The organism is Burkholderia sp. MSMB1588, assembly GCF_001546925.1.
GTDB lineage: Bacteria > Pseudomonadota > Gammaproteobacteria > Burkholderiales > Burkholderiaceae > Burkholderia > Burkholderia humptydooensis.
Window position 1 is genome coordinate 1,689,426 of record NZ_LNJS01000001.1, and the last position, 25,925, is coordinate 1,715,350.

Annotated in this window: 11 protein-coding genes and 1 pseudogene; 9 read left to right on the forward strand and 3 right to left on the reverse strand. The window is 74.1% G+C overall.

Features of this window, described 5'->3' with window-relative positions:
• Window positions 1-80 precede the first annotated feature (80 nt).
• Window positions 81-740, reverse strand: a complete 660-nt coding sequence (locus WS92_RS19520; protein ID WP_059934279.1) for an aspartate/glutamate racemase family protein — start codon at window positions 738-740, stop codon at window positions 81-83.
• Window positions 741-967: 227 nt separating this feature from the next.
• Here WS92_RS19520 and WS92_RS19525 point away from each other — a divergent pair, with 227 nt between their 5' ends.
• The 7 genes from WS92_RS19525 (at window position 968) to WS92_RS19555 (ending at window position 7,973) form a co-directional block, all read left to right on the forward strand.
• Complete coding sequence (locus WS92_RS19525) at window positions 968-1,660, forward strand: RNA polymerase factor sigma-70 (RefSeq protein WP_006026673.1); 693 nt, start codon at window positions 968-970, stop codon at window positions 1,658-1,660.
• A 61-nt stretch (window positions 1,661-1,721) separates the two neighbouring features.
• Window positions 1,722-1,964, forward strand: a complete 243-nt coding sequence (locus WS92_RS19530; protein WP_059934281.1) for an MbtH family protein — start codon at window positions 1,722-1,724, stop codon at window positions 1,962-1,964.
• A gap of 55 nt (window positions 1,965-2,019) precedes the next feature.
• A complete protein-coding gene (locus WS92_RS19535; protein ID WP_006026675.1) occupies window positions 2,020-3,036 on the forward strand; it encodes a TauD/TfdA family dioxygenase in 1,017 nt (338 codons plus the stop codon).
• A gap of 23 nt (window positions 3,037-3,059) precedes the next feature.
• Window positions 3,060-3,980, forward strand: coding sequence for an ABC transporter ATP-binding protein (locus WS92_RS19540; RefSeq protein WP_059934283.1), 921 nt, complete (start codon window positions 3,060-3,062; stop codon window positions 3,978-3,980).
• Window positions 3,977-6,109, forward strand: a complete 2,133-nt coding sequence (fhuB, locus tag WS92_RS19545; protein ID WP_059934284.1) for a Fe(3+)-hydroxamate ABC transporter permease FhuB — start codon at window positions 3,977-3,979, stop codon at window positions 6,107-6,109. Before WS92_RS19540 ends, fhuB begins: the two co-directional genes overlap by 4 nt.
• Window positions 6,106-6,912 carry a siderophore-iron reductase FhuF gene (gene fhuF / locus WS92_RS19550; protein ID WP_059934286.1) on the forward strand — a complete coding sequence of 269 codons (807 nt, stop codon included), beginning with the start codon at window positions 6,106-6,108 and terminating at the stop codon, window positions 6,910-6,912. The genes fhuB and fhuF overlap by 4 nt, the downstream gene beginning before the upstream one ends.
• Window positions 6,909-7,973 carry an ABC transporter substrate-binding protein gene (locus WS92_RS19555; RefSeq protein WP_331457928.1) on the forward strand — a complete coding sequence of 355 codons (1,065 nt, stop codon included), beginning with the start codon at window positions 6,909-6,911 and terminating at the stop codon, window positions 7,971-7,973. Before fhuF ends, WS92_RS19555 begins: the two co-directional genes overlap by 4 nt.
• A 73-nt stretch (window positions 7,974-8,046) precedes the next feature.
• Here the strand turns inward: WS92_RS19555 and WS92_RS19560 are convergent.
• Window positions 8,047-8,530: pseudogene (locus WS92_RS19560) on the reverse strand (DUF1993 family protein); the annotation flags it as partial.
• Window positions 8,531-8,560: 30 nt separating this feature from the next.
• On the reverse strand, window positions 8,561-10,249 hold the full coding sequence (locus WS92_RS19565; RefSeq protein ID WP_015600484.1) for a cyclic peptide export ABC transporter: 1,689 nt from the start codon (window positions 10,247-10,249) through the stop codon (window positions 8,561-8,563).
• A 405-nt stretch (window positions 10,250-10,654) separates the two neighbouring features.
• Between WS92_RS19565 and WS92_RS19570 the strand changes: the two genes are divergently transcribed.
• Together WS92_RS19570 and WS92_RS19575 are read left to right on the forward strand one after the other, a co-directional pair.
• The gene (locus WS92_RS19570) at window positions 10,655-20,638 is read left to right on the forward strand and encodes a siderophore malleobactin non-ribosomal peptide synthetase MbaJ (RefSeq protein WP_059934290.1); all 9,984 of its coding nucleotides are present in this window, start codon (window positions 10,655-10,657) and stop codon (window positions 20,636-20,638) included.
• 43 nt (window positions 20,639-20,681) lie between these two features.
• On the forward strand, window positions 20,682-25,802 hold the full coding sequence (locus WS92_RS19575) for a non-ribosomal peptide synthetase (protein WP_059934292.1): 5,121 nt from the start codon (window positions 20,682-20,684) through the stop codon (window positions 25,800-25,802).
• The last annotated feature ends 123 nt before the right edge of the window (window positions 25,803-25,925 follow it).

The following is a 25,925-nucleotide window of genomic DNA, read 5'->3' on the forward strand; positions in this document are numbered from 1 at the left end:
CGGCACGCCGTGGCCGCACCGGAGATCGCGAGCCGGCGATCCGCGAGTCGGCGATCGCGCTCGCCGCCCGCCCGCTCGCGTCACGCCCGCAAGAGGCGCGCGAGCGCGGCGCGGGGCACCGTGAGCGGCGGCGGCCCGAGCGTCACGTCGGGCGCGGCGATCGCCATCGACGTCTGCGCGAACGCGACGACATCGAAGCCTTGCGCATACGCGGCGTCGGCCGCCCGCGCGAGCCGCGCGCGATAGCCGGCCGCGTCGCCCGCATGGAATCGCGCCCACGCATCCGGAACGATCCGCACCTCCAGACGCGCGCCCGTCGCGCGCGCTTCCTCTTCGAACAACGCGCGGGTCGGCCGCTCGCTGCTCGGCGCCGCGCACAGCACGGCGATCCGCGCGCCGGCGTGCGCGCACGCACGGGCGAGCGCCGCGTCCGCGCGCACGACCGGCTTCGGTAGCGCGGCGAGCGCGTCGACGCTCGGCCCGAGCGTCGAGCACGTGAGGATCACCGCGTCGGCATCGCGCGCGAGCGCGACGAGCGCCGCGCGGGTTTGCTCGACGATCGGCTCGGGCAGCGCGAAAGCGGCGGCGCCGGCGGCCGCGGCCGCGCGCTCGGCGGCGGCGAGCAGGTCGGCACGCACGCCGTGCGCGAGCGAACCGGGGGCGAAACCGAGCGCGGCGGCGGCCTGTTCGAAGAGCGGCACGTTGCTGTCGGCGGTGTGCAGGCAGGCGATGACGGGCATCGGTCGAATGGCGATCAAAAGGTATTCAAAAAGGGCATTCGAAGGTCGCCGGAGCGGGGCGAACGCGGGATCGTACCGCCATCGTTGCGCGGGGGGTGAACGAAGCGCCGCCGAAGTGCCGCAAAACGGCAAATCCCGCGAGATGATTTGGGTATCAATAAATCATATTGAGAACGATTCGCGTTTACGTTAAATTGCCTGCCATTGGGCAAACATCTGGAGAATGCATGGCGGAAGCGCTCGCCCGGCCGGCGCCGGCAAAACCGTTACCGATCCTCGATCCGAACGCGGCGTTTGCGCCCGGCCCGCGCGCGCCGTCGCGCGCCGCGGCGCGCGCGTCCGCGCACGGCGTGCTCGTCGACGTGCTGGTCGCGAACCGGCCGATGCTCGTCAAGCTCGCGCGCGGCTTCGTCGGCTGCGCGAGCCGCGCCGAGGACGTCGTGCACGACGTGTTCGTCAAGCTCGTCGATTTCCCGAACCAGGACGCGATCCGGCAGCCCGTCGCGTACGTGACGCGGATGGTCCGCAACGCGTCGATCGACGCGTGCCGCCGCCAGACGCTCGAGAACGCCTATCACGCGGACGAGGACGACGGCCTCGACGTGCCGTCGAACGAGCTGTCGCCGGAAGCGGCGCTCGCCGTGCGCGACACGCTGCGCCATGTGTACGACGCGCTCGCGCAACTGCCCGCGCGCAGCCGCGCCGCGTTCGAGATGGTGCGGCTGCGCGAGGAGACGCTGCAGAGCGCCGCGCGCGCGCTGAACGTGTCGCAGACGCTCGTGCATTTCATGGTCCGCGACGCCGAGCGGCACTGCGCCGCGTGCGTCGACGCGTCCGAGCGCGGGCTCGCGTGCCCGGCGTTTTGCGGCGGCCGCGCGCGGCCGGTAAAAAAATGCGTGCGCGATTCGTCTATCGAGTAGACGCCCACGCGGCGCGCCCGGCGCGCCGTCCCTCGAACCTTTCCAGCGAGCTTTCACGATCATGACGCAAGCCCAGCAACCCGCGAGCGCGCCCGCCGAGGCCGACGACGTCGTCTACGCGGTCGTCGTCAACGACGAAGAGCAGTACTCGATCTGGCCGACGTTCCGCGCGCTGCCGGCCGGCTGGCGCGAAGCCGGCGTGCGCGGCCCGAAGGCCGACTGCCTCGCGCACATCGAGACCGTGTGGACCGACATGCGCCCCGCGAGCCTGCGCCGCCATCTGGACGCGGCGAACGCGTCGTGATCCGGCGCGCGCCCCGTTCGCATCGTTCGTATCGCCAGAGCAAGAGGATTTCCGGATGACCCAGCTTTCGATGCCGGCCGCGGCGGCCCGCCCGACGCTCGGCGATCTGCGCGTCGAGCCCGGCCTGCCGACCGTCGTGTCGCCGCGCGCGGGCGCGGACATCGCGCTCCACGACGCCGCGCCGCTGTTGCGCGAGATCGCGAACGACGTCCTCGAGCGTGCGGGCGGCGTACTTTTCACCGGCTTTCGCGTCGCGTCGATCGAGACGTTCCAGCGCTTCGCCGCCGATTTCGGCGATCCGCTGATCGGCTACGAGTTCGCGTCGACGCCGCGCAGCCAGGTCGAGGGCGCCGTCTACACGTCGACCGAATACCCGCCGCACCGTTCGATCCCGCTGCACAACGAGCAGTCGTACACGCGCGAATGGCCGCTGCGGATCTGGTTCCACTGCGCGCTCGCCGCGCGCACGGGCGGCGCGACGCCGATTGCCGACAGCCGCGCCGTTTATCGCGCGCTCGATCCGGCGCTCGTCGCGCGCTTCGCCGAGCGCGAGCTGCTGTACGTGCGCAATTTCGGGCAGGGGCTCGATCTGCCGTGGCAGCAGGCGTTCGGCGCCGACGATCCGCGCGAAGTGGAGCGCATCTGCGCGGCGCGCGGGATCGACTGCGAATGGCGCGAGAGCGATGACGGCGAGCCGCTTCTGCGCACCCGCGAGCGCTGCCAGGCGGTCGCGCGCCATCCGCGCACGGGCGAGCCCGTATGGTTCAACCAGGCGAACCTCTTTCACCTGTCGGCGCTCGACGAGGACATGCAGGAGGCGCTCGTCGACGCGGTCGGCATCGAGAACGTGCCGCGCAACGTCTATTACGGCGACGGCGCGCCGCTCGAGCCAGACGCGCTCGCCGAGATCCGCGCGGTGCTCGACGGCCAGCGGATCGTGTTCCCGTGGCGGACGGGCGACGTGCTGATGCTCGACAACATGCTGAGCGCGCACGCGCGCGATCCGTTCGAGGGGCCGCGCAAGGTGGTGGTGGCGATGGCGCGAAGCCACCGCGAAAGGAACGGCGCTTAGCGGATTGGGCGGATGACGAAACGATGAACAATAAAGCGGTGCCGGCGCTCGCGGCGCGCGCGTTGAGCGTCGGCTACCGGGATCACCGGGTGCTCGACGGCCTCGATCTGCCGATCGCGGCGGGGCGCGTGAGCGCGCTGTGCGGCCCGAACGGCTGCGGCAAGAGCACGCTGCTGCGCACGCTCGCGGGGCTGCAGCCCGCGCTGTCGGGCACGGTCGAAGTCAACGGCGCGCCGCTCGGTTCGTACCGGCGGCGCGCGCTCGCGCGCACGCTGACGATGCTCGCGCAGTTCAACCAGATTCCCGCGGGGCTCACGGTGCGCGAGCTCGTCGCGTACGGCCGCTACGCGCACGGCGGCTGGCTGCGCGGGCTGTCGCGCGCGGACCGCGACGCGATCGACGAGGCGCTCGCGGCGACGGGCCTCGAGCGCGACGCGGCGCGTGATGTCGCCGCGCTGTCGGGCGGCGAGCGGCAGCGCGCGTGGATCGCGATGGCGCTCGCGCAGCAGGCGCCCATCGTGCTGCTCGACGAGCCGACCACCTATCTCGACATCCATCACCAGCTCGACATCCTGCGCGAGCTGCGGCGGCTCAATCGCGAGCGCGGCCTCACGATCGTCTGGGTGCTGCACGACCTCAACCAGGCGGCCGCGTACAGCGACGAGATCGTGCTGATGCGCGCGGGGCGGATCGTCGCGCAGGGCACGCCCGATGCGATGCTCGAGCCGCATCACCTGCAGGCCGCGTTCGGCGTGACGATGCTCAAGACCGCGCATCCGCTCACGGGCGCGCCGATGTGCGTGCCGGCATACGAGGGCGTGCTCGATGCCGATCCGGCGGACGCGCGCGGCGCGTCATGTGCGTCCGGTACGTCCGACGCGGTATGCGGCGCGTCCGGCGAGCGCCGCGCCGGCGCCCGCACGCAACGGGATCTCGCCGCATGACGACGCTCGCGGTTCGCAAGCGGCTGCGCCGCGCCGCGCGCGCGCCGGACACGCCGCCGGCGTCGCGAGCCTCGCGCTCGCCGGCGTCCGGGCGCGTCGGCGCGATTGCCGGCGCGCTCGTCGCGCTCGTCGTCGTCACGGCCGCGATGCGGCTCGCGCCCGAGCTGCGCGCGTGGCTCGCCGCGCCGGCGGGCAGCGACGCCGCGCAGCTCGCGCACGTCATGCTGTTCGATCTCGCCGCGCCGCGCGCCGCGGCGGCGCTCGTCGCGGGCGGCTGCCTCGCCGTCGCGGGCGCGCTGTTCCAGTCGCTCACGCGCAATCCGCTCGCCGCGCCTGATCTGCTCGGCATCACGGGCGGCGCGCAGCTCGGCCTGATCGCCGCGATGCTCGTGCCGGCGCTCGCCGGTCAGGCGTCGGTGCCGCTGCTGTTCGCCTGCGGGCTCGCCGCGGCCGCCTGCGTGTCGGCCGCCGCGGGCGGCTGGCGCGCGACGCCGCTGCGCCTCATTCTCGCGGGCAGCGTCTGCATGCTGCTGTTCTCGGCGGTCACGACGCTGTTGCTCGCGTTCTTCGAGGAGACGGTGGTCGGTGCATCGCTGTGGGCGAGCGGCAGCCTGTATCAGCCGGGCGCGGCCGGGCTGCGCGACGCGCTGCTGTGGCTCGTCGCGCCGCTCGTCGCGCTGCCGCTCGTGATCCGGCCGCTCGATCCGCTCGCGCTCGGCGACGACGCGGCGGCCGCGGCCGGCGTGCGCGTCGACGCGACGCGCCTCGCGGCCACCGTCGTCGCGGTCGGCTTCGCGAGCGTCGCGGTCAGCGTCGCGGGGCCGCTGTCGTACATCGGCCTGATCGCGCCGAACCTGATCCGGCAGATGCGCGGCGCGAGGGCGTCGAGGCTCGGCGCGCTCGTGCCGCTCGCCGCGCTCGCGGGCGGCGCGCTCGTGCTCGTCACCGACAGCGCGGTGCTCGCGCTCGGCCTCGATGCGACGCTGTCGACGGGCGTCGCGATCGCGTTCGTCGGCACGCCGCTGATGCTCGCGATGATCCGGCGCGGCGCGGCGTGGTCGGGCGCGGCGCAGCAGGCGGCGGCGCACGCGCAGCCGGGCATGCGCGGCTGCGCGCGCGTCGTCCGCGCGCTCGCCGCGCTGCCGTGGCCCGCCGTCGCGGCGCTGCTGTTGTCGGCCGCCGCCGTGCTGCTCGCGCTCGGCGTGTCGTTCGGCCCGGTGTGGATCGGCCCCGGACGCTGGCTCGCGGCGCTCGCGCAGCGCGACGACGTCGCGCGGATGGTGCTCGACCTGCGCGCGCCGCGGCTCCTGTGCGCGTTGCTCGCGGGCGCGCTGCTCGGCGCGTCCGGCGTGCTGATGCAGAGCATCGTGCGCAATCCGCTCGCCGGGCCCGAGGTGCTCGGCGTCACGCAGGGCGCAGGGCTCGCGACGCTTGCCACGCTCGTCGCATGGCCGCTCGCCGCGCACGGCGCGCTCGTCGCCGCGTCGCTCGCGGGCGGCGGCGCGACGCTTGCGCTCACGCTCGCGCTCAATCGCCGGCATCGCTATGCGCCGCTCGCCGTCGCGCTGACGGGCATCGTGATCGGCACGCTGTGGACGACGCTCGCGCAATGGCTGATCACGCAGGAGAGCGTGCAGCCCGCGCGCTTCGTCGTCTGGCTCGTCGGCGGCACTTACGGGCGCAGTTGGGGCGAGGTCGTCGCGCTGCTGCCGTGGTGCGCGCTCGCGACGCCGGCGCTCGTGCTGCTCGCGAAGCCGCTCGATCTGCTCGCGCTCGGCGACGATCAGGCGGCCGCGCTCGGCCTGCCGATCGCCGCGCTGCGCCCGCTCGTGCTGACGATCGCGACGCTCGCCGCATGCGCGGCGGTCGCGGCGGTCGGCCCGGTCGGCTTCATCGGGCTGATGGCGCCGCATCTCGCGGCGATGCTCGGCGCGCGCGCGCACGCGACGCGCCTGTGGGTGGCCGCCGCGTGCGGCGCGCTGGTGCTCGCCGCGGCGGACGTCGTCGCGCGCACGCTGCTCGCGCCGCGCGAGATTCCGGCGGGCGTGCTGACCGCGCTGATCGGCGCGCCGTACCTGCTCGCGCTGCTGATCGCCGAAGCGCGGCGCGAGCGGCGCGGCGGCCGATGAGCGCGAGCCTGCGCGCGACGCGCTTTTCGACGTTCGCGCCGGCCGCGATCGCGCATTATCTCGAGCACGTGTGGCTCGGCGCACCCGACGCGCTCGACGAGCCCGCGCTCGCGGCCGACGGCGGCGAGCCGCCGGACCTGATCCCGGCCGCGGCGCTCGCGCTCAGGCGCGATGCGCTCGTCGACGCGATGGCCGCGCTGTACGGCGGCGATCCGTGCACGCATGCGCGCGCGCTCTTGTCGCAATGGAGCAAGCACTACTTCAATCTGGCCGCGTCGGCGGGCTTCGCGGCCGCGCTGCTGCTCGGCCGGCCGCTCGACATGACGCCGTCGCGGATGCGCGTCGCGCTGCGCGCCGGGATGCCGGTCGCGCTGATCTTCGACGCCGACGCGCTGCGGCCCGCGCAAGCCGAGCCGGCGTCGCGCTATGCGGCGCTCGTCGACCATCTGCGGGCGACGATCGATGCGCTCGCCGCGCTCGCGAAGCTGTCGCCGCGCGTGCTGTGGGCGAACGCGGGCAACCTGCTCGACTACCTGTTCGAGCAATGCGCGGATGCGCCGCGCGCGGCGGCCGACGCCGCATGGCTGTTCGGCCCCGTCGACGCGCGCGGCGAAGTGAACCCGCTGCGGCTGCCGGTGCGCCGCGTGAAGCCGTGCTCGGCGCGGCTGCCCGATCCGTTCCGCGCGCGCCGCGTGTGCTGCCTGCGCAATGAAATTCCTGGGGAAGACCAACTGTGTGGAAGCTGTCCGCTGTTGTTGACGATGTGCGACGAAGCGCTCGCGAAGCAGGACGCCGCGCATTGACGGCGCGAGTGGGGCAAGGGCGATGCGCGGCGGGGCGGCTGTCCGTTGCGCGGGCGATCGTGTCTGCGGCGGCTGCGCAGGTGGCGCTGGCCGCGTGCGTCGCGCACGCGGCGCCGCTCGCGCAGGCGGGCGAGCCGCCCGGCGTCTGCCGGCCGCTCGCCGCCGATCCGACCGTGTCGCAGTTCAGCCGAGGGCTGCCCGCGCGGCCGATGCGCATCGTCGTGCTCGAATTCATGTTCGCCGAGGATCTCGTCGCGCTCGGCATCACGCCGGCCGGCATGGCCGATCCCGCCTACTACCCGGTCTGGATCGGCTACGAGGACGCGCGGCTCGCGCATGTGCAGGACGTCGGCACGCGGCAGGAGCCGAGCCTCGAGGCGATCGCGGCCGCGAAGCCGGACCTGATCCTCGGCGTCGGGCTGCGGCATGCGCCCGTCTTCGGCGCGCTGTCGCGGATCGCGCCGACCGTGCTGTTCAAGTACAGCCCGAACTACGTCGAGGACGGCCGGCAGGTCACGCAGTACGACTGGGCGCGCGCGATCCTGCGCACGATCGGCTGCCTGACGGGGCGCGAGCGCGACGCGCGCGCGGTTCAGGCGCGCGTCGACGCGGGGCTCGCGCGCGACGCGCGGCGGATCGCGGCGGCGGGGCACGCCGGCGAGCGCGTTGCGTGGCTGCAGGAACTGGGCTTGCCGGATCGCTACTGGGCGTTCACGGGCAACAGCGCGCCGGCGGGCATCGCGCGCGCGCTCGGCCTCGAGCCTTGGCCGGGCGAGCCGACGCGCGAAGGCACCGCATACGTGACGTCGGAGGATCTGCTGAAGCAGCCGGGTCTCGCGGTGCTGTTCGTCAGCGCAACCGGGCCGGGCGTGCCGCTCGACGCGAAGCTCGATTCGAGAATCTGGCGGTTCGTGCCGGCGCGCAAGGCGGGCAGGGTCGCGCTCGTCGAGCGGAACATCTGGGGGTTCGGCGGGCCGATGTCGGCGTTGAGGCTCGCCGACGAGATGACGGAGCGGGTGCTGGCGTTGCCGAAGCCGGGGGCGGACGCGCCGCCGCGGTGACGCAGGCCGGCCGCGCCGCCGCCGATTGCTGCCGATCGCCCTCGGATTGTCCCCGTTCGCCCGATGCGCCGCGCTATCGCTCCCGCGGCATCGTTGCGGGCCGAAGGTACGCGAACATGTGCGAGACGCAGTCCGGCTTGCCCAGTGCGACGCCGTGATTGCGCAGAATCGCATAGGCGGCGATCGCGTGAAAGTAGAACTGCGGCAGCGCCCAATCGCGCCCAATCGCGGACGTATTGCTCGCCCGTCATGTCGAACACCGCGCCGTCGGGCAGTTCGAGCGCGATCGGCCGTTCGGCGCCTTCGTCGAGCGCGTGCGGTGCGAGCGCGCCGAGGAATGCGAGTGCATCGGCGATGCAGGTCTGCGCATCGTGCAACGAGCCGGGCGCCGCATCCGCATTCCATCCCGCGCGGCGCAGCGCGAGCAGCGACTCGGGAAGCGCGTCGCCGCGCAGGCGGTAGACCGGCTCCTGCGCCTGAAAGGCCGTGAAGCGGACTTGTGCGGCGAGCGGAAACATGTCGGCGGCGAGCCGTTTCGACAGCAAATCACCCGGTTCGCCGCGCCGATCACGCCGCGCGCCGCGCCATCACCCCTCGGTCCCGTTCGCGAGCGCCGCGCGCCGCGCGCCGTGCGTTTCGCTGACGATCTTCCCGTTATCGAGCTTCAGCACCCGGTCCGCGATCGGGAAGTAGCGGTCGTCATGGCTGATCACGATCACCGTCTTGCCGCGCGCGCGCAGCTCCGGCAGCAGTTGCTCGTAGAACACCGCCTTGAACGCCGGGTCCTGGTCGGCCGCCCATTCGTCGAACAGATAGAGCGGCCGGTCCTCGAGATACGCGACGACGAGCGCGAGCCGCTTGCGCTGCCCGGTCGACAGCGCGCGCGTCGAGAACGCGCCGTCGACGACCTGCACCTTGTGGTCGAGCGAGAGCTTCGCGACGAGCGCGTTCGCGCGCGCGTCGGCCTGCGCGCGCGCCGCGTCGCTCGGGTCGACGATGCCGAGCAGCGCGTCGAACAGATGGAAATCGTTGAACACCGCCGAGAAGCGCTCGCGGTACGCGGCGCGCTCGGCGAGGCCGACCGGCTTGCCGTCGAGCTCGATCGTGCCGCCTTCGGGCTCGTACAGGCCCGTCAGCACCTTCGCGAGCGTCGTCTTGCCGCTGCCGTTGCCGCCGACGATGAACACGAGCTCGCCCGGCTTGAGCGTCAGGTCGATCGGCCCGACGCGGAACATCCGCTCGTCACGCTCGTGGAAATACGAATGCGTGACGCCGCGCAGCGCGAGCGTGTCGAACGGCACGTGCGACGCGGTCTCGTCGGGCGGCGGCGCGGTGCGCAGCGCGCCGAACTGCGCCATCAGCTTCTCGATCCGTTCGAGCGATACGCGCGCCGCGTTCAGCGTCGGCACGTTGTTGAGCAGGCCGTCGAGCGGCAGCAGCATGAACAGGAACACGACGACGTAGCCGGACGCCGCGGGCCCGTCGCCGCGCACGCCGAGCGCGGGCCAGAACGCCGCGACGCCCAGGAACACATAGAACAGGAACACGATCCAGCCCACGCCGATCGCGTACGCGCTGAACGCGCGGCGGCGATGGTCACGCACCTCGGCGATCGCCGCGCCGAGCTGCCCGTCGACGAACTGGCGCGAGCGCGCCTGATGCAGCTTCAACTCCTTCGCGCCCGAAAAGAGCGCGCCGAGATAGCCGAACAGCCTGTCCTGCGAGCGGCCCGCATCCTCGAGCCAGGCGATCGCGCGCTTGTCGCCCGCGTGATAGCCGAGCGAGCCGACGAGGATCGCCGCGACCGCGAGCAGGCACACGGGCCACGACAGCCACGCCAGATAGCCGAGGCAGCCGAACACGATCGAGCCGTGCATCACGAGATTGGGCAGTGCGAAGAACAGCATCGACACGTTGGTCGCGTCGTCGGTCAGCACCGACTGGACCGGCGCCGCGCCGATCCGCTCGACGTCCTGCAGCTCGGCCGCCGCGACGCGCCGCGCGACGTGCTCGCGCAACTGCGCCATCGTGTCTTGCGACAGCCGCGCGAACAGCACGCCCGTGACGATCCGGGTGACGAGCGCGATCACCGCGCACAGGCCGAAGCGCCATGCGAGCGACGCGTCGGCGGCTTGCGGCTCGGAGAGCGCGCGGCTCAGCGTCGCGACGAGCAGCACGCTCGACGCGCCGTTCATCACGCATGCGGCGAGCGCGATCGCGAACGCGCCGCGGGAGCGCTTGAGCAGCGCGACTATCAGGCGCCGCGCGTGCTTCACGGCGGGGCGGGAATCGGTCGAGGGCGGGGCGTCGAGACGCCCGGTGGCATCGGTCATCGGCGGAGCACGGGTCAGTGAAGGAAACGAATCGGCGCTTCGGCGGCGAAGCGAACGGCAAGGCGCGGGGCGCGCCTCTTCTGTCTGCTAGACGAATGGGCGCGCCGAATCTTTACCTGTGCTTCATTCGCGCGGTGCTTGCGCTTGACCCGCGCCGCGCATCAGCCGCGCATCTGCGCGTCGCCGGCGCCGCGCTGCGCTGCGCGACACGCCGTTCGTCGACGAAGGTAAAAACAGCCCGGTAAAAAATTTCGCGCGCGATTCGTCACACTGTTGAAGCGGCCCGCTTGCGGCCGGCGACTTGAACGAAACGGCCGAGGCGGCCGGAATCAACGGACTTCACGCCCTATGACGAGCTTTCCGACTGCGCTGCATCATCGAATCCACGCGCTCGCGCGACTCGACCCCGACGCGCCCGCGCTCGCGTCGTTCACGCCCGACACCGTGCGCCTGTCGCGCGGCGAACTCGACGACCGCGCCGCGCGCCTGGCCGCGCAACTGCGCGCGGCAGGCGTGGCGGCGGAGGTGCCGGTCGGCGTGTGCGTCGCGCGCGCGTGCGACCTGTTCGTCGCGCTTTTCGCCGTGATGAAGGCGGGCGGCGTGTTCGTCGCGCTCGATCCGCGCCATCCGGCCGCGCGGCTCGACTGGGTCGCGCGCGACGCGGGGCTCGCGCACGGGATCGTCGATGCGTCGGCCGACGCCGCGATGCGCGCGCGCTTCGCGCAGTGCTTCGACGTCGCGAGCGTCGCGGCGGCGGACCCGGCCGCGCCGCGCGAGCACGGCGCGGCGGTGCATCCGCGCGCGGCCGCGTACATGATCTACACGTCCGGCTCGACGGGCACGCCGAAGGCGGTCGTCGTCGAGCACGGCCCGCTCGCCGCGCACGGCGACGCGCTCGCCGAGTCGCTGCCGATCGGGCCCGGCGATCGCGTGCTGCATTTCGCGTCGGTGAACTTCGACGTCGCGATCGAGGCGTGGCTCGTGCCGCTCGCGGTCGGCGGCAGCGTCGTGATCAGCGATCCGCCGCCGTTTCCGCCCGACGCCGCGCATGCGCTGATTTCGCGCGAGCGCGTGACGAACACGACGCTGCCGCCCGCGTACCTGCGCGAGTTCGCGGCCGTGTGCGCGCGCGAAGGCGTGCCGCCGTCGCTGCGCGTGCTGCTGTTCGGCGGCGAGGCGATGTCGCAGGACGCGTTCGACGAGATTCGCCGCGTGTTCCCGGCGATCCGCCTCGTCAACGGCTACGGGCCGACCGAAACCGTGATCTCGCCGATGCTCTGGCCGGTCGATCCGGGCACGGCGCCCGCGCTGGACGACGGCAACGGCTACGCGTCGTTGCCGATCGGCTGGCCGATCGGCTGGCGCGCCGCGCGCGTCGAGCATGCCGACGGCACGGTCGCGCGCGGCGACGCGGGCGAGCTGCTGCTCGGCGGCGCGTGCCTCGCGCGCGGCTATCACGGCCGCCCCGCGCTGACGGCCGAGCGCTTCCTGCCCGATCCGGCGGGCGAGCCCGGCGCGCGGATCTACCGGACGGGCGACCTCGCGCGCGAGCGTGCGGACGGCGCGTTCGACTATCTCGGCCGGATCGACGATCAGGTGCAGGTGCGCGGCGTGCGCGTCGAGCCGGGCGAGATCGCCGCGTGCCTGCTCACGCATCCGGGCGTGCGCGACGCGGGCGTGCTCGCCGAGACGGCGGGCGGGCGCACGCAACTGATCGCATGCGTCGCGCTCGCGGCGGCGCAGCGCGAAACGTCGGCCGGCGATGCGCGTTCCGATGCGCGGCCGGACGACGACGCGCTGCGCGCGCACGTCGCCGCGCATCTGCCGGCCGCGTGGCTGCCGCATCGGTTCGTGCGCTTCGACACGCTGCCGTACACGCTGAACGGCAAGCTCGACCGCGCCGCGCTGCGCGACGCGGTTGCGGCGCAGCCGGCCGGGGCCGCCGCGGACTTCGACGCGCCGCGCACCGACACCGAGCGCCGCGTTGCCGCGCTGTGGCAGCGGTTGCTGCACGACCCGGCGCCGATCGGCCGCGTCGACCGCTTCTTCGTGCGCGGCGGCGATTCGCTCGCCGCGATGCAACTGCAGGCGGCGATCCGGCTCGACTGGCGCGTCAACCTGCGGCTCGACGCGATTTTCGACGATGCGCCGCTCGCCGAACTCGCCGCGCGCATCGATGCGGCCGAGCGCGAAGAGCAGCGGCCGGCCGCGATCGGGACGCCTGCGACGCGCGCGATCACGGCCGATGCAATCGACGCGGGCAACGTGGACAAAGTGGGCGGGGCGGACGAGGCGGGCGAGGCAATCGAAACGGCCGGCGCGTTCGAGCGTCCCGCCTCGTTCGCGCAGCAGCGCTTCTGGGTGCTCGCGCGCACGCAGGACGCGGGCGCCGCGTATCACGTGTCGTTCCACTGGGACGTCGACGGCGCGCTCGACCCCGGCACGCTGCAGCGCGCGCTCGACACGCTGATCGCGCGTCACGAGGCATGGCGCACGACGCTCGTCGAGAACGACGACGGCGTCGTCGTGCAGCGCATTCACGCGGCGCTGCCGGTGCGGATCGCGGCCGTCGACCTGCGCGGCGAGGCCGGCGGGTCGCGCGCCGCGCGCCTGGCCGAGTTGACCGAGCGCCACGCGAGCGCGCCGTTCGACCTGTCCGACGGCCCGCTTGTGCGCGCGCTGCTCGTCACGCTCGCCGACGGCGCGCAGCGCTTCCTGCTGACGACGCACCACGCGGTCAGCGACGGCTGGAGTTCGCGCTGTGCGTTCGCCGAGCTGACGGCCGCGTACGCGGCGCTCGCCGAGGGCCGGGCGCCCGAGCTGCCGGCGCTGCCGATCCAGTACGCCGACTACGCGCAATGGCAGCGCGACGCGCTCGACGCGAACGAGACGGCGCGCCAGCTCGCGTACTGGCGCGCCGCGCTCGCGAACGCGCCCGGGCCGCTCGCGCTGCCGCTCGACCGGCCGCGCGCGGCCGAGCGGGACTATCGCGGCGGCCGGCTCGCGCGGCGTCTTTCGCCCGCCGCGTCGGACGCGGTGCGCGATGCCGCGCGGCGGCTGCATGCGTCGCCGTTCACCGTGCTGCTCGCCGCGTTCGACGCGTGGCTCTTTCGCCTGACGGGCGAGCGCGATCTCGCCGTCGCCGCGCCGATCGCGCAGCGCGCGCGGCCGGAAACCGCGCCGCTCGTCGGCCTGTTCCTCAACACGCTCGCGCTGCGCGCGCGCGTGTCGCCCGCGCAGTCGTTCGAATCGCTCGTCGCTTCGGTGCGCGACGCCGCGTTCGGCGCGTTCGCGCATCAGGACGTGCCGTTCGACAAGGTGGTCGACGCGGTGAAGCCGCCCGTGCGGCGCGGCGACGAGTGGCTGCGCGTGAAGTTCGCGCAGCAGTTCGATCTGGCGCTCTCGGCGACGCTGCCGGGCGCGACCGTGCGGATGGCGCCGGGGCTCGATCCGGCCGCGCGCTTCGATTACGCGCTCGATTTCACCGACGATGCGCGCGGCATCGAATTCGTCGCCGCGTATGCACAGGACGGGATCGACGAGGCGACCGCGCAGGCGTGGCTCGACAGCTTCGCGGCGCTCGTCGAGGACGCGGTGCGCGATCCGCGCCGCACGATCGCCGAGCTCGCGGTCGCGCAGGGCGGCGCGCCGCGCGCGCTGCTCGCGGGCCGGCCGCTCGCGACCGCGCCCGACGTGCTGGCGCTCTTCGCGCGCGAGGCGGCCGAGCATCCGCATCGGATCGCGCTCGCGGACGCCGACACGCAGCTCACGTTCGCCGAGCTCGACGACGCGTCGAACCGCGTCGCGCTCGCGCTGCGGCGCGACGGCGCGCGCGTGAAAGCGTCCGGCGTGGCGACGCCCGGCATGGAGACGCCCGTCGCGATCTGCATCGAGCGTTCGGCGTGCTTCGTCGTCGCGTTCGTCGGCGTGCTGAAGTCGGGCGCGTACGCGGTGCCGCTCGATCCGGCGTCGCCGCGCGAGCGGATCGCCGCGGCGCTCGCCGCGTGCGGCGTGCGCCGGATGCTCGCGGCGGGCGATCCCGGCGCGCTCGGCGATTTCGACGGCGTGGCCGTGCAGGACGTCGACGCCTGCGCGCACGACGCGTCGCTCGCGAACGCCGCCGCGCCGCGCGTGCCGCCGCAGCCCGAGCAGGCCGCGTATCTGATTTTCACGTCGGGCTCGACGGGCGCGCCGAAGGGCGTCGTCGTGTCGCACCGCTCGCTCGCCGATTACGTCGCCGGGATGCTCGACGAGCTCGCGTTCGCGCCGGACGCATCGATGGCGATGGTGTCGACGGTCGCGGCCGACCTCGGCCACACGACGCTGTTCGGCGCGCTGTGCTCGGGCCGCACGCTGCATCTGCTGCCCGCGCACGCGGCGTTCGATCCGGACCGCTTTGCGCAAGAAATGGCGGCGCGCGAGGTCGGCGTGCTGAAGATCGTGCCGAGCCATCTGCACGCGCTGCTCGACGCGCAGCGCGCGGCCGACGTGCTGCCCGCGCACGCGCTCGTCACGGGCGGCGAGGCGCTGCCGTGGTCGCTCGTCGAGCGGATCGCCGCGCTCAAGCCCGGCTGCCGCGTGATCAATCACTACGGGCCGACCGAGGCGACCGTCGGCGCGCTCGTGTGCGACACGTCCGCGCCCGCGCAGGCCGACTTGCGCGCGGGTGTGACGAGCGCGAGCGAAGCGGGCGGCGCGCCGGCGCGCGGCGTGCCGCTCGGCCGCCCGCTGCCGAACGCGCACGCGTGCGTGCTCGACGCGTACGGCGCGAGCGTGCCCGTCGGCGCGATCGGCGAGCTGTATCTGGGCGGGCCGGGCGTCGCGCGCGGCTACCTGGGCCGCGCGGCGGCGACCGCCGAGCGTTTCGTCCCGCATCCGCACGAGGCGCGCGCGCGCGTCTACCGGACGGGCGACCGCGTGCGGCTGCGCGCGGACGGCCGGCTCGATTTCCTCGGCCGACTCGACGATCAGGTGAAGATCCGCGGCTACCGCGTCGAGCCGGGCGAGGTGAGCGCCGCGCTGCGCGCGCTGCCGGGCGTCGCGCAAGGAGAGACGCTCGCGGTCGGGCACGAAGGACGGCTGCGCCTCGTCGCGTTCGCGACGCCCGCTGCCGGCGCGCGGATGTCGGGCGACGCGCTGCGCGATGCGCTCGCCGCGCGCCTGCCCGACTACATGGTGCCCGCCGCGCTCGTCGTGCTCGATGCGCTGCCCGTGACCGCGAACGGCAAGATCGATCGCGCGGCGCTGCGCGCGCTCGCCGAGACACCCGCGCCCGCGCCCGCCGCCGACGAGGACGCGCCGCAAGGCCCCGTCGAAGAGACGCTCGCGGCCGTCTGGCGCGACGTGCTGAAGGCGACGCGCATCGGCCGTCACGACAACTTCTTCGAGCTCGGCGGCGATTCGATCCTCGTGTTGCAGGTGATCGCGCGCTCGCGCAAGCGCGGCGTCAGGTTCACGCCGAAGCAGTTGTTCGACGGCCCGACGCTCGCCGAGCTCGCGCGCGTCGCGGTGGCGATCGAGGTCGCGGTGCCGAGGGAGGGCGCGGCCGCCGACGCGCGACCAGACGAAGCGCGGCTCACGCCCGCGCAGCGGCGTTTCTTCGATCTTGACATCCCGCGCCGCGGCCACTGGAACCAGTCGATCGAGCTCGACGTTTCCGGCGTGTTCGATTTCGACGCATTCGCGCGCGCGTTCGACGCGCTGCTGACCCACCACCCCGTGTTCCGCGAGCGCTTCGCGCAAACGGGGGAAAACGGCGCATGGCAGATGTGCGCCGCGCCGCGCGCGTTCGACACGCTGCCGCTCGCCGCCGCCGCCGTGCGCGACGAGGCGGATGCGCTCGCGCAGTTCGACGCGCTGCAGGCCGCGCTCGACCTGACGCGCGGCCCGCTCGCGTGCGCGTTCGCGGCGGCGCTGCCGGCGGGCGCGACGAAGCTCTATCTGGCGATTCATCACGCGATCGTCGACGGCGTGTCATGGCGCGTGCTGCTCGACGATCTCGACGCCGCGTATCGCGCCGCGTGCGAGCGCCGCGCGGTGCGGCTCGGGCCGACGGGCGCGAGCGCGTCCGAATGGGCGGCGCGTCTTGCGCGCGCGGCCCGCGATCCGGCCGGGCCATTCGCGGGCGAACTGCCGTACTGGGCCGCGCTCGCCGCGCCGCACGACGATCTGCGGCTCGACCGTCCCGACGCGGCGGCGACCAACGCGGACGCCGACGTCGTGATCCAGACGCTCGACGCGTCGCTCACGCGCGACGTGCTGACCGACGCGAACGCCGCGTACCGCACGCACGCGGTCGAGCTGCTGATCGCGGCGCTCGTCGCCGCGCTCGGCCGCCACACGGGCGCGGCGGCGTGCCGGCTCGAGCTCGAGGGGCATGGCCGCGAGGCGCTCTTCGACGACATCGACGCGAGCCGCACGCTCGGCTGGCTGACGAGTCATTATCCGGTCGCGTTCGCGGTGGAGCCGACGCCCGCAGCGACGCTCGCCGGCGTGAAGGACGCGCTGCGCGCGGTGCCGAACAAGGGGCTCGGCTTCGGCGTGCTGCGCCATGACGGCGACGACGCGACGCGCGCCGCGCTCGCGCAGGTCGCGCGTCCGCGCGTGACGTTCAACTACCTTGGCCAGTTCGATGCGCCGCGCGACGCCGCGCTCGTGCCGCGTTTCGGCGGCGCGGGCCGCGAGCGCGACCCGGCGGGGCCGCTTGGCAACGCGCTCGCGATTCACGCGTATGTCGACGAGAACGACGGCCGCGCGCTGAAAGTGCACTGGGTGTACGGCGCGACGCAGTTCGACCGCGCGACGATCGACGCGCTCGCCGCGCAGTTCGACGCCGCGCTGCGCACGCTCGCCGCCGCGTGTCGCGCGCGCGTAGCCGAGCGCGGCGCGGGCGCGACGCCCGGCGACTATCCGCTCGCGTGCGCGGCCGGCCTCACGCAGGCGGCGCTCGATCGGCTGCCGTTCGACGCGCGCGCGATCGACGACATTTATCCGCTGTCGCCGATGCAGCAGGGCATCCTGTTCCATTCGCTGTTTGCGCCGGAGCGCGCGACGTACGTGAACCAGCTCGTCGCGACGCTCGTCGAGCCCGACGTCGAGCGGCTGCGCGCCGCGTTCGACGCGGCTGTCCCGCGCCACGACATCCTGCGCACCGGCTTCGCCGCGCACGAGGCGGCGCCGATGCAGATCGTCCACCGCCATGCGCGGATGCCGGTCGAGATCATCGACTGGCGCGGCGCGCACGCGTCGGCCGGGGAGCGCGACGTGGCGCTCGATGCGTGGCTCGCCGGCGACCGCGCGCGCGGCTTCGATCTCACAGCGCCGCCGCTGATGCGCGTGACGCTGATCCGCACGGGCGAGACCGACTGGCGGCTCGTCTGGACCCGTCACCATCTGCTGCTCGACGGCTGGAGCACCGCGCGCCTCTTCGCGGACGTGCTGCGCGACTACATCGAGCCGCCGCGCGCGAATCCGTTCGCCGCGCCGGCGCGCACGCGCTACCGCGATTTCATCGCGTGGCTCGCGCGGCGCGATGCCGACGCGGACCGCGCGTTCTGGCTCGAACGCGTCGCGCGGCTCGACGAGCCGACGCGCGTCGCCGAGCGCGAGCACGGCGCGATCGGCGCATCCGTCGCGGCACCGGACAGCGCACCGGGCGAAGTACCGGGCGACGCATCGAGCGACGCATCGGACGACAGCGCGGCCGCGCGCGAGACGGCCGGCCGCGCGAACTGGCGCGCGACGCTGCCCGCCGCGGACACCGCGCGCCTCGCCGAGGCGGCGCGCCGGATGAAAGTGACCGTCAACACGATCGTGCAGGGCGCGTGGGCGCTTGCGCTGCAGCGAATGACGCATCGCACGGCGGTCGCATTCGGCGCGACGGTCGCGGGGCGCCCGGACGCGCTGCCCGACGTCGACACGGTGCTCGGTCTCTTCATCAATACGCTGCCGGTGATCGCCGCGCCGCTGCCGCAGCTCGCCGCGCGCGACTGGCTCGCGAGCCTGCAGCGCGACAACGCGGCGGCGCTCGAGCACGCGCACACGCCGCTCTACGAGATCCAGCAGTGGGCGGGCCTGGGCGGTGCGCTGTTCGACACGCTCGTCGTGTTCGAGAACTATCCGGTCGACGAAGCGTGGCAGGGGCGCGATGCGCGCGCGCTGCAAAAGCGCGACCTGCGCAACATCGAGGCGACCGATTTCGCGGTGACGCTCGTGATCGAAGCGGGCGACACGCTCGCGATCGACTACGGCTACGATCCCGCGCGAATCGGGCAGGCGCGCGTCGAGGCGCTGCACCGCGCGTTCGCCGCGTGCATCGCGGGCCTCGTCGGCGATCCCGACGCGCCGCTCGGCGCGATCTCGTGCGCGGGCGCCGACGATCTCGCGCTGATCGCGCGCAGCAACGCGACCGATGTCGACTGGCCCGCCGCGCAGCGCGCACCGCTTTTCGCGCAATTCGAGGCGGCCGCGCGCGCGCGGCCCGACGCGATCGCGCTCGAAATTGCCGATGCCGCCGGCGGCGGCACGGTCGCGCAGATGCGCTACGGCGAACTCGATGCGAAGGCCGGGCGCGTCGCGGCGGCGCTCGTCGCGTGCGGCGTGCGGCCCGATTCGGTCGTCGCGCTGTGCGTCGAGCGCTCGTTCGACATGGTCGTCGCGCTCGTCGGCGCGATGAAGGCGCGCGCCGCGTATCTGCCCGTCGATCCCGACTATCCGGCCGAGCGGGTCGCGTACCTGCTCGGCGACGCGAAGCCGCCCGTCGTGATCACGCAGGCGCATCTGCGCGCGCGCGTCGGCGCGGCGCTGGCGGGCGCGGATGCCGTCGTCGTCACCGTCGACGAATTGCTCGAACGCGCGCCGGCCGCTCGTCCGGGCAAAATCGCAACCGCAACCGCAACCGCAACCGAAAACGGAGCCGACCGCATCGCGGCGGCGGCCGACGTCGCGCCGGACCAGCTCGCGTACCTGATCTACACGTCCGGCTCGACCGGCCAGCCGAAGGGCGCGGGCAACACGCACGGCGCGCTCGCGAACCGGATCGCGTGGATGCAGCGCGCGTACCGCCTCACGCCCGGCGACGTCGTGCTGCACAAGACGCCGTTCGGCTTCGACGTGTCGGTGTGGGAGTTCGTGTGGCCGCTCGCCGTCGGCGCGACGCTCGCGATCGCGGCGCCCGGCGATCACCGCGATCCGGCGCGCCTCGTCGCCGCGATCGACGCGCATCGCGTGACGACGCTGCACTTCGTGCCGTCGATGCTCGCCGCGTTCGTCGCGTATCTCGACGATTTCGGCGCGGCCGCGCGCTGCGCGAGCGTGCGCACGATCGTCGCGAGCGGCGAGGCGCTCGCGCCCGAACTGGTCGCGCGCGTGGCCGCGCTGCTGCCGCACGCGCGGCTCGACAACCTGTACGGCCCGACCGAGGCGGCGATCGACGTGTCGCACTGGCGCTGCACGGCCGACGACGCCGCGGCCGCCGCGGTGCCGATCGGCCGGCCGATCGCGAACGTGCGGTTGCACGTGCTCGACGCGGCGCTGCACGCGGTGCCCGTCGGCGCGACGGGCGAGCTGTATCTCGGCGGCGCCGGGCTCGCGCGCGGCTACCTCGGCCGCGCGGCGCTGACGGCCGAGCGCTTCGTGCCCGATCCGTTCGCACCCGGCGCGCGCCTGTACCGCACGGGCGACCTCGCGCGGCGGCGCGCCGACGGCGCGCTCGACTATCTCGGCCGGATCGACACGCAGGTGAAGCTGCGCGGCCAGCGCATCGAGCTGGGCGAGATCGAGGCGCTGCTGCGCGCGGCGCACGGCGTGCGCGACGCGGTCGTGATCGTGCGGGACGAGCGGCTCGTCGGCTACGTCGCGTGCGCGGCGCCCGCCGAATTCGACGCGGCCGCGCAGATCGAGCGGCTGCGCGCGCAACTGCCCGCGTACATGGTGCCCGCGCAGCTCGTCGCGCTCGAGGCGCTGCCCGTCACGCCGAACGGCAAGTGTGACCGCCGCGCGCTGCCGGCGCCCGTGTTCGACGCGCGCGTCATCGACGCGCCGCGAACCGACACCGAGCGCGCGCTCGCGGCGATCTGGCAGCGCGTGCTGAAGCTGCCCGACATCGGCCGCGACGACGATTTCTTCACGCTCGGCGGCCATTCGCTGCTCGCCGCGCAGGCGAACGCGCAGGCGAATCTGCAGTGGTCGCTGACGCTGCCGCTGCGCACGATCTTCGACGAACGCACGCTCGCGCGCTGCGCGGCGGCGATCGACCGCGCGCACGAAGCCGGCCGCGACCACGACGCCGCGAGCGCGATCGACGCGCTGCTCGGCGAGTTCGAAGCCCAGTAAGGCGCCCAATCAAGAGCACAGGAACCCGCATGAAGGAGCCCGCATGACCTCCCCCGATCTGCTGTCGCTCGCCGCGCGCTTCGCGCGGCTGCCCGACACGCAGCGCAAGCAGTTCCTCGCGAAGCTCGGCGACGCGGGGATCGATTTCCGGATGCTGCCGATCCCGCCGCGCGAGGACCGCGCGGCGAGCGTGCCGGCGTCGTTCGCGCAGACGCGCCTCTGGCTGCACGCGCGCCTGCTCGGCGAATCGGCCGCGTACCACATCACCGAGCGGCTGCACCTCGACGGCGCGCTCGACGCGAACGCGCTGCGGCTGTCGTGCGACGCGCTGATCGCACGCCACGAGGCGCTGCGCACGACGTTCGCCGAAGGCGCCGACGGCGTGCTGCAGACGGTGCACGCGCCGATGCGCTGCCCGTGGCGATTCACCGATCTCGCCGGCGCGAGCGCCGCGGCGCGCGACGCGCGCGCGGCGGCCGTCGCCGAGCGCGACGAGGCCGAGCCGTTCGATCTCGCGCACGGCCCGCTAGTGCGCGCGCACCTGATCCGGTTCGATGCGGCCACGCACTGGCTCGTGCTGACGACGCACCACATCGTGTCGGACGGCTGGTCGGCCGACGTGATGCTCGCCGAGCTGTCGTCGTTCTACCGGTCGTACACGACGGGCGACGCGGTGTCGCTCGCGCCGCTGCCGGTGCAGTACGCGGACTACGCGCTCTGGCAGCGCCGCTGGCTCGACGCGGGCGAGGGCGAGCGGCAGCTCGCGCACTGGCGCGCGATGCTCGACGCGAGTCGCGACGTGCTGCTGCTGCCGGGCGCCGCGACGCGGCCCGCGCGGCGCGGCGCGAGCGGCGCGCGCCATGCGTTCGACGTGCCCGCCGCGCTCGCGCAACGCACGCGTGCGCTCGCGCAGACGCGCCGCGCGACGCCGTTCGCGGTGCTGCTCGCCGCGCTCGCGACGCTGCTCGCGCGCGCGAGCGGCGAGCCCGAGATCCGGATCGGCGTGCCGTCGGCGAATCGCGAGCGCGGCGAGACCGTCGGGCTGATCGGCTTTTTCGTCAACACGCTGACGCTCGCGGCGAAAACGCCCGCGGCGCTCGCGTTCGACGCGCTCGTCGACGCGACGCAGCGCGGCCTGATCGATGCGCAATCGCACCAGGACGTGCCGTTCGATCAGGTGGTCGACGCGCTCGGCGTCGCGCGCAGCGCGAGCCACCATCCGCTCTTTCAGGTGATGGCGGCTTACGGCGCGCGGCGCGTGCTGCCGTCGTTCGCCGACGTGCGCGCGACCGAGCTGCCGTCGGGCATGCCGTATGCGAAATTCGATCTCGCGCTCAGCTTCGACGAGCGCGACGACGGCGGGCTCGACGCGCGCTTCGTCTACGCGACCGACATTTTCGACGCCGACGCGATCGAGCGTTTCGCCGCGCGCTACGTCGAACTGCTCGCGCACGCGCTCGACGCGCCCGGCGCGGCGCTCGGCGACCTGCAATGGCTGCCTGAGGCTGAGCGCCGTCAGCTCGCCGCGTGGAACGGGCAGACGCATGATTTCATCGATTTCTCGGGTCACGAGGCGCGCCGGGCGGCGCCGGAGCGCGGCGTCGGCGCGAGGCTCGGCGAGCCATTCGGCGAGCCATTCGTCTCGGTTCACGACCGGATCGCCGCGCATGCGCGCCGCTGCCCGGACGCGCGCGGCGTTGCCGACGTCGAGCGCGCGCTCACGCGCGGCGAGGTCGACGCGCGCGCGGCGCGGCTCGCGAAGCGCCTCGTCGCGGCGGGCGTGCGCGCGGAGATGCGCGTGGGCGTCGCGCTGTCGCGCTCCGTCGATCTGCTCGTCGGGCTGATCGCCGCGCTCAAGTCGGGCGGCGCGTTCGTGCCGCTCGATCCGAGCCACCCGCGCGAGCGCCTCGCGCAGATGCTCGACGACGCGCAGATCGCGCACGTGATCACCGAGCGCGGCAGCGTCGACGCGCTGCCGCTCGCGGGCGCGACGCGCGCGTGGCTCGTCGACGATGCGATCGCCGACTCGGAGATCGACGGCGTCGCGCTGCCCGACGTCTCGCCGCATCAGGCCGCATACGTGATCTACACGTCGGGCTCGACCGGCAAGCCGAAGGGCGTCGTCGTCGATCACGGCGCGTTCGCGCGCCATTGCGAGGCGATCGCCGCGCGCTACGGCGTGACCGGGCGCGACGTGTTCATGCTGTTCCAGTCGGTCAATTTCGACGGCGCGCACGAAGGCTGGTTCTCGCAGTACCTGTCGGGCGCGGCCGTCGCGGTGACGGCCGACACGCTGTGGCCGCCCGCGCGTACCTGCGAGCTGATCGCGCGCGAGGGCGTGACGATGACTTACGTGCCGCCCGGCTGCGCGACGCAGCTCGCCGAATGGGCGCTCGAGCACGGCGCGCCGCCGTCGCTGCGCTCGATCACGGTGGGCGGCGAGGCGACGTCGCGCGAGGCGTTCGCGCTGATGCGCCGCGCGTTTCCGAACGCGCGCGTCGTCAACGGCTACGGGCCGACCGAAACGGTGATCACGCCGATGCTGTGGATGTTCGCGCCGGGCGACGATCCGGCCAGGCTCGCGGACGCCGCGTATCTGCCGATCGGCACGCTCGTCGGCGCGCGCACCGCGCACGTGCTCGACGCGCGCCTGAATCCGCTGCCTGTCGGCGTGATCGGCGAGCTGTATCTGGGCGGCGAGGGCATCGGGCTCGCGCGCGGCTATCTGGGGCGCGCCGCGCTCACGGCCGAGCGCTTCGTGCCCGATCCGTACGGCGCGCCCGGCGCGCGGCTGTACCGCACGGGCGACCTCGTGCGCCGCCGCGCGGACGGCGTGTTCGACTTCATCGGCCGCATCGATCATCAGGTGAAGCTGCGCGGGTTGCGGATCGAACTGGGCGAGATCGAGGCGCAGCTCGCCGCGCACGACGACGTGCGCGAGGCGGTGGCGGTGGTGTTCGGCAAGGGCGCGCAGGCGCGGCTCGTCGCGTTCGTCGAGCTGACGGGCGACGCGCGCGAGCGCGCGCGGCGCGCCGACGCGGCCGGGCTCGACGCGCATCTGCGCCGCACGCTGCCCGACTACATGGTGCCCGCGCACATCGTCGTGCTCGACGCGCTGCCGCGCAACGCGAACAGCAAGGTCGACCGCGCGGCGCTGCCCGAGCCCGCGCACGTCGCGCGCGCCTACGAGGCGCCCGAGGGCGACATCGAGACGGCGCTCGCGGAGATCTGGCGCGAAGTGCTCGGGCTCGAGCGGGTCGGCCGCGCCGATCATTTCTTCGAGCTGGGCGGCCATTCGCTCGCGGCGGTGCGCGTCGCGACGCGCGTCGCCGAGCGGCTCGCGCGCGACGTGCCGGTGCGCGCGCTGTTCGAGGCGCCGATTCTCGCGCCGTATGCGCAGTGCGTGGCCGCCGCCGCGCAGGCGCACGCGCCGCACGGCGCGCCCGGCGCGAGCATCGCAGCGCATGCGCCCGACGCCGACGGCGTGCTGCCGCTGTCCGCCGCGCAGCGCGGCCTGTGGTTCCTGTGGCGCGCGCAGCCGGACAGCGCCGCGTACAACATTCCGGTTGCGCTGCGGCTGCGCGGCGCGCTCGACATCGATGCGCTCGCCGATGCGTTCGCGCGCGCGGCCGCCCGGCATCCGGCGCTGCGCACGCGGATCGTCGCGCGGGCGGACGGCGCGCCGGGGCAGCGGATCGTGCCGGCGCGGCGCGTCGATTTGCCGATCGTCGACCTGCGCGCCGATTCGCGCGCCGCGGACGACGACGCGCGGCTCGCCGCCGCCGTCGCGCTGACCGACGACGACGCGCTCGCGCCGTTCGATCTCGCCGCCGATGCGCCGCTGTGGCGCGCGCGCGTGGTCCGGCTCGGCGCGCACGATCACGTGTTGTCGCTCGTCGTCCATCACATCGTGTCGGATGGGCAATCGATCGATCTGTGGCTCGACGAGGTTCGCGCGGCATACGTCGCGCGGCGCGCGGGCGAATGGACGCCGGCGGCGCCGGATGCGCGGGCCGGGACGCGGGCGGATCGGCATCCGGATTCGCGCGACGCCCTGGTGCTGCCCGCCGCCGCGCCGCGCGCGCGCCTCGCGTTCTGGCGCGAGGCGCTCGCCGGCGTGCCGTCGCACGCGCTGCCGCCGCCGCGCACGGGCCGCGCGGCGGCGCCGCGCTGGGACGCGGGCCGTCTCGCGTTCGCGCTCGACGGCGCGCTCGTGCGCCGCGCGCGCACGATGGCGCTCGCCGCGCACGCGACGCTGCCGATGCTGCTGCACGCGGCGCTGAACGCGGCGTTCTACCGCGCGACGGGCGCGACCGATCAGCCGGTCGGCGTGCTCGCGTCGACGCGCGAGCTGACGGGCGACGCGGCCGAGCGCGCGCTCGGGCTCTTCATCAACGCAGTCGTCGTGCGCACGCGGCTGTCGGGCGCCGATACGCCGGCCACGCTCGTCGCCGCCGTGCGCGACGCGGCGCTCGCCGCGTATGCGCACGCGGACGCGCCGTTCTGCGACGTCGTCGCCGCGCTGCGCGCGCCGCGCGCGGTCAACGGCAATCCGCTGTTCCAGGTGATGTTCAACTACCTGCGGCCGGCGGGCGCCGCCGCGCGCGACTGGGCGGGGCTTGCGGTCGACGAATTCAACGACGTCCGGCACCGCGTCGTGTTCGAGCTGGAGCTCGACATCGTCGAGCATCCGGACGGCCGCGTGACGGGCGCGTTCTCGTATGCGACCGAGCGCGTCGACGGCGCATTCGTCGCCGCGCTCGCGGCCGACTATCTGGACGTCGTGCGCGGCTTCGTCGACGCGCCCGCGCGCGCGCTCGGCGCGTGCGCCGCGCGCTTTCCGCTCGATATGCACGATATGCACGATGGGCGCGCCGCGCGGTCGCCGTCGTCGCACGCGGCAAGCGAGGCCGAGCGCCGCGCGCACGCGCTCGCCGACGTGTGGCGCGCGGCGCTCGGCCTCGCCGCGCCCGAGCCGCACGACGACCTGTTCGAAGCGGGCGCGACATCGTTCGACGTCGTGCGCTTCGTCGACGCGGCGCGCGCGGCCGGCTTCGCGCTCGCAATCGCCGACGTGTTCGCCGCGCCGAGCCTCGCGGCGCTCGCCGAGCGCGCCGCGCACGCGGCGGGCCAGCCGGCCACGGAGGCGCGCGATGCCGATTGAGCGCCGCCCGCCGTATTCGCCGCGCCGGGAGCGGATCGGCCGCATCGGCGATGCGCTCGATCCGCATTGCGTTTTTGTCCGGCCGGCGCCGTCCGCGCGCCGGCCACACCGTTAAGGGAATCA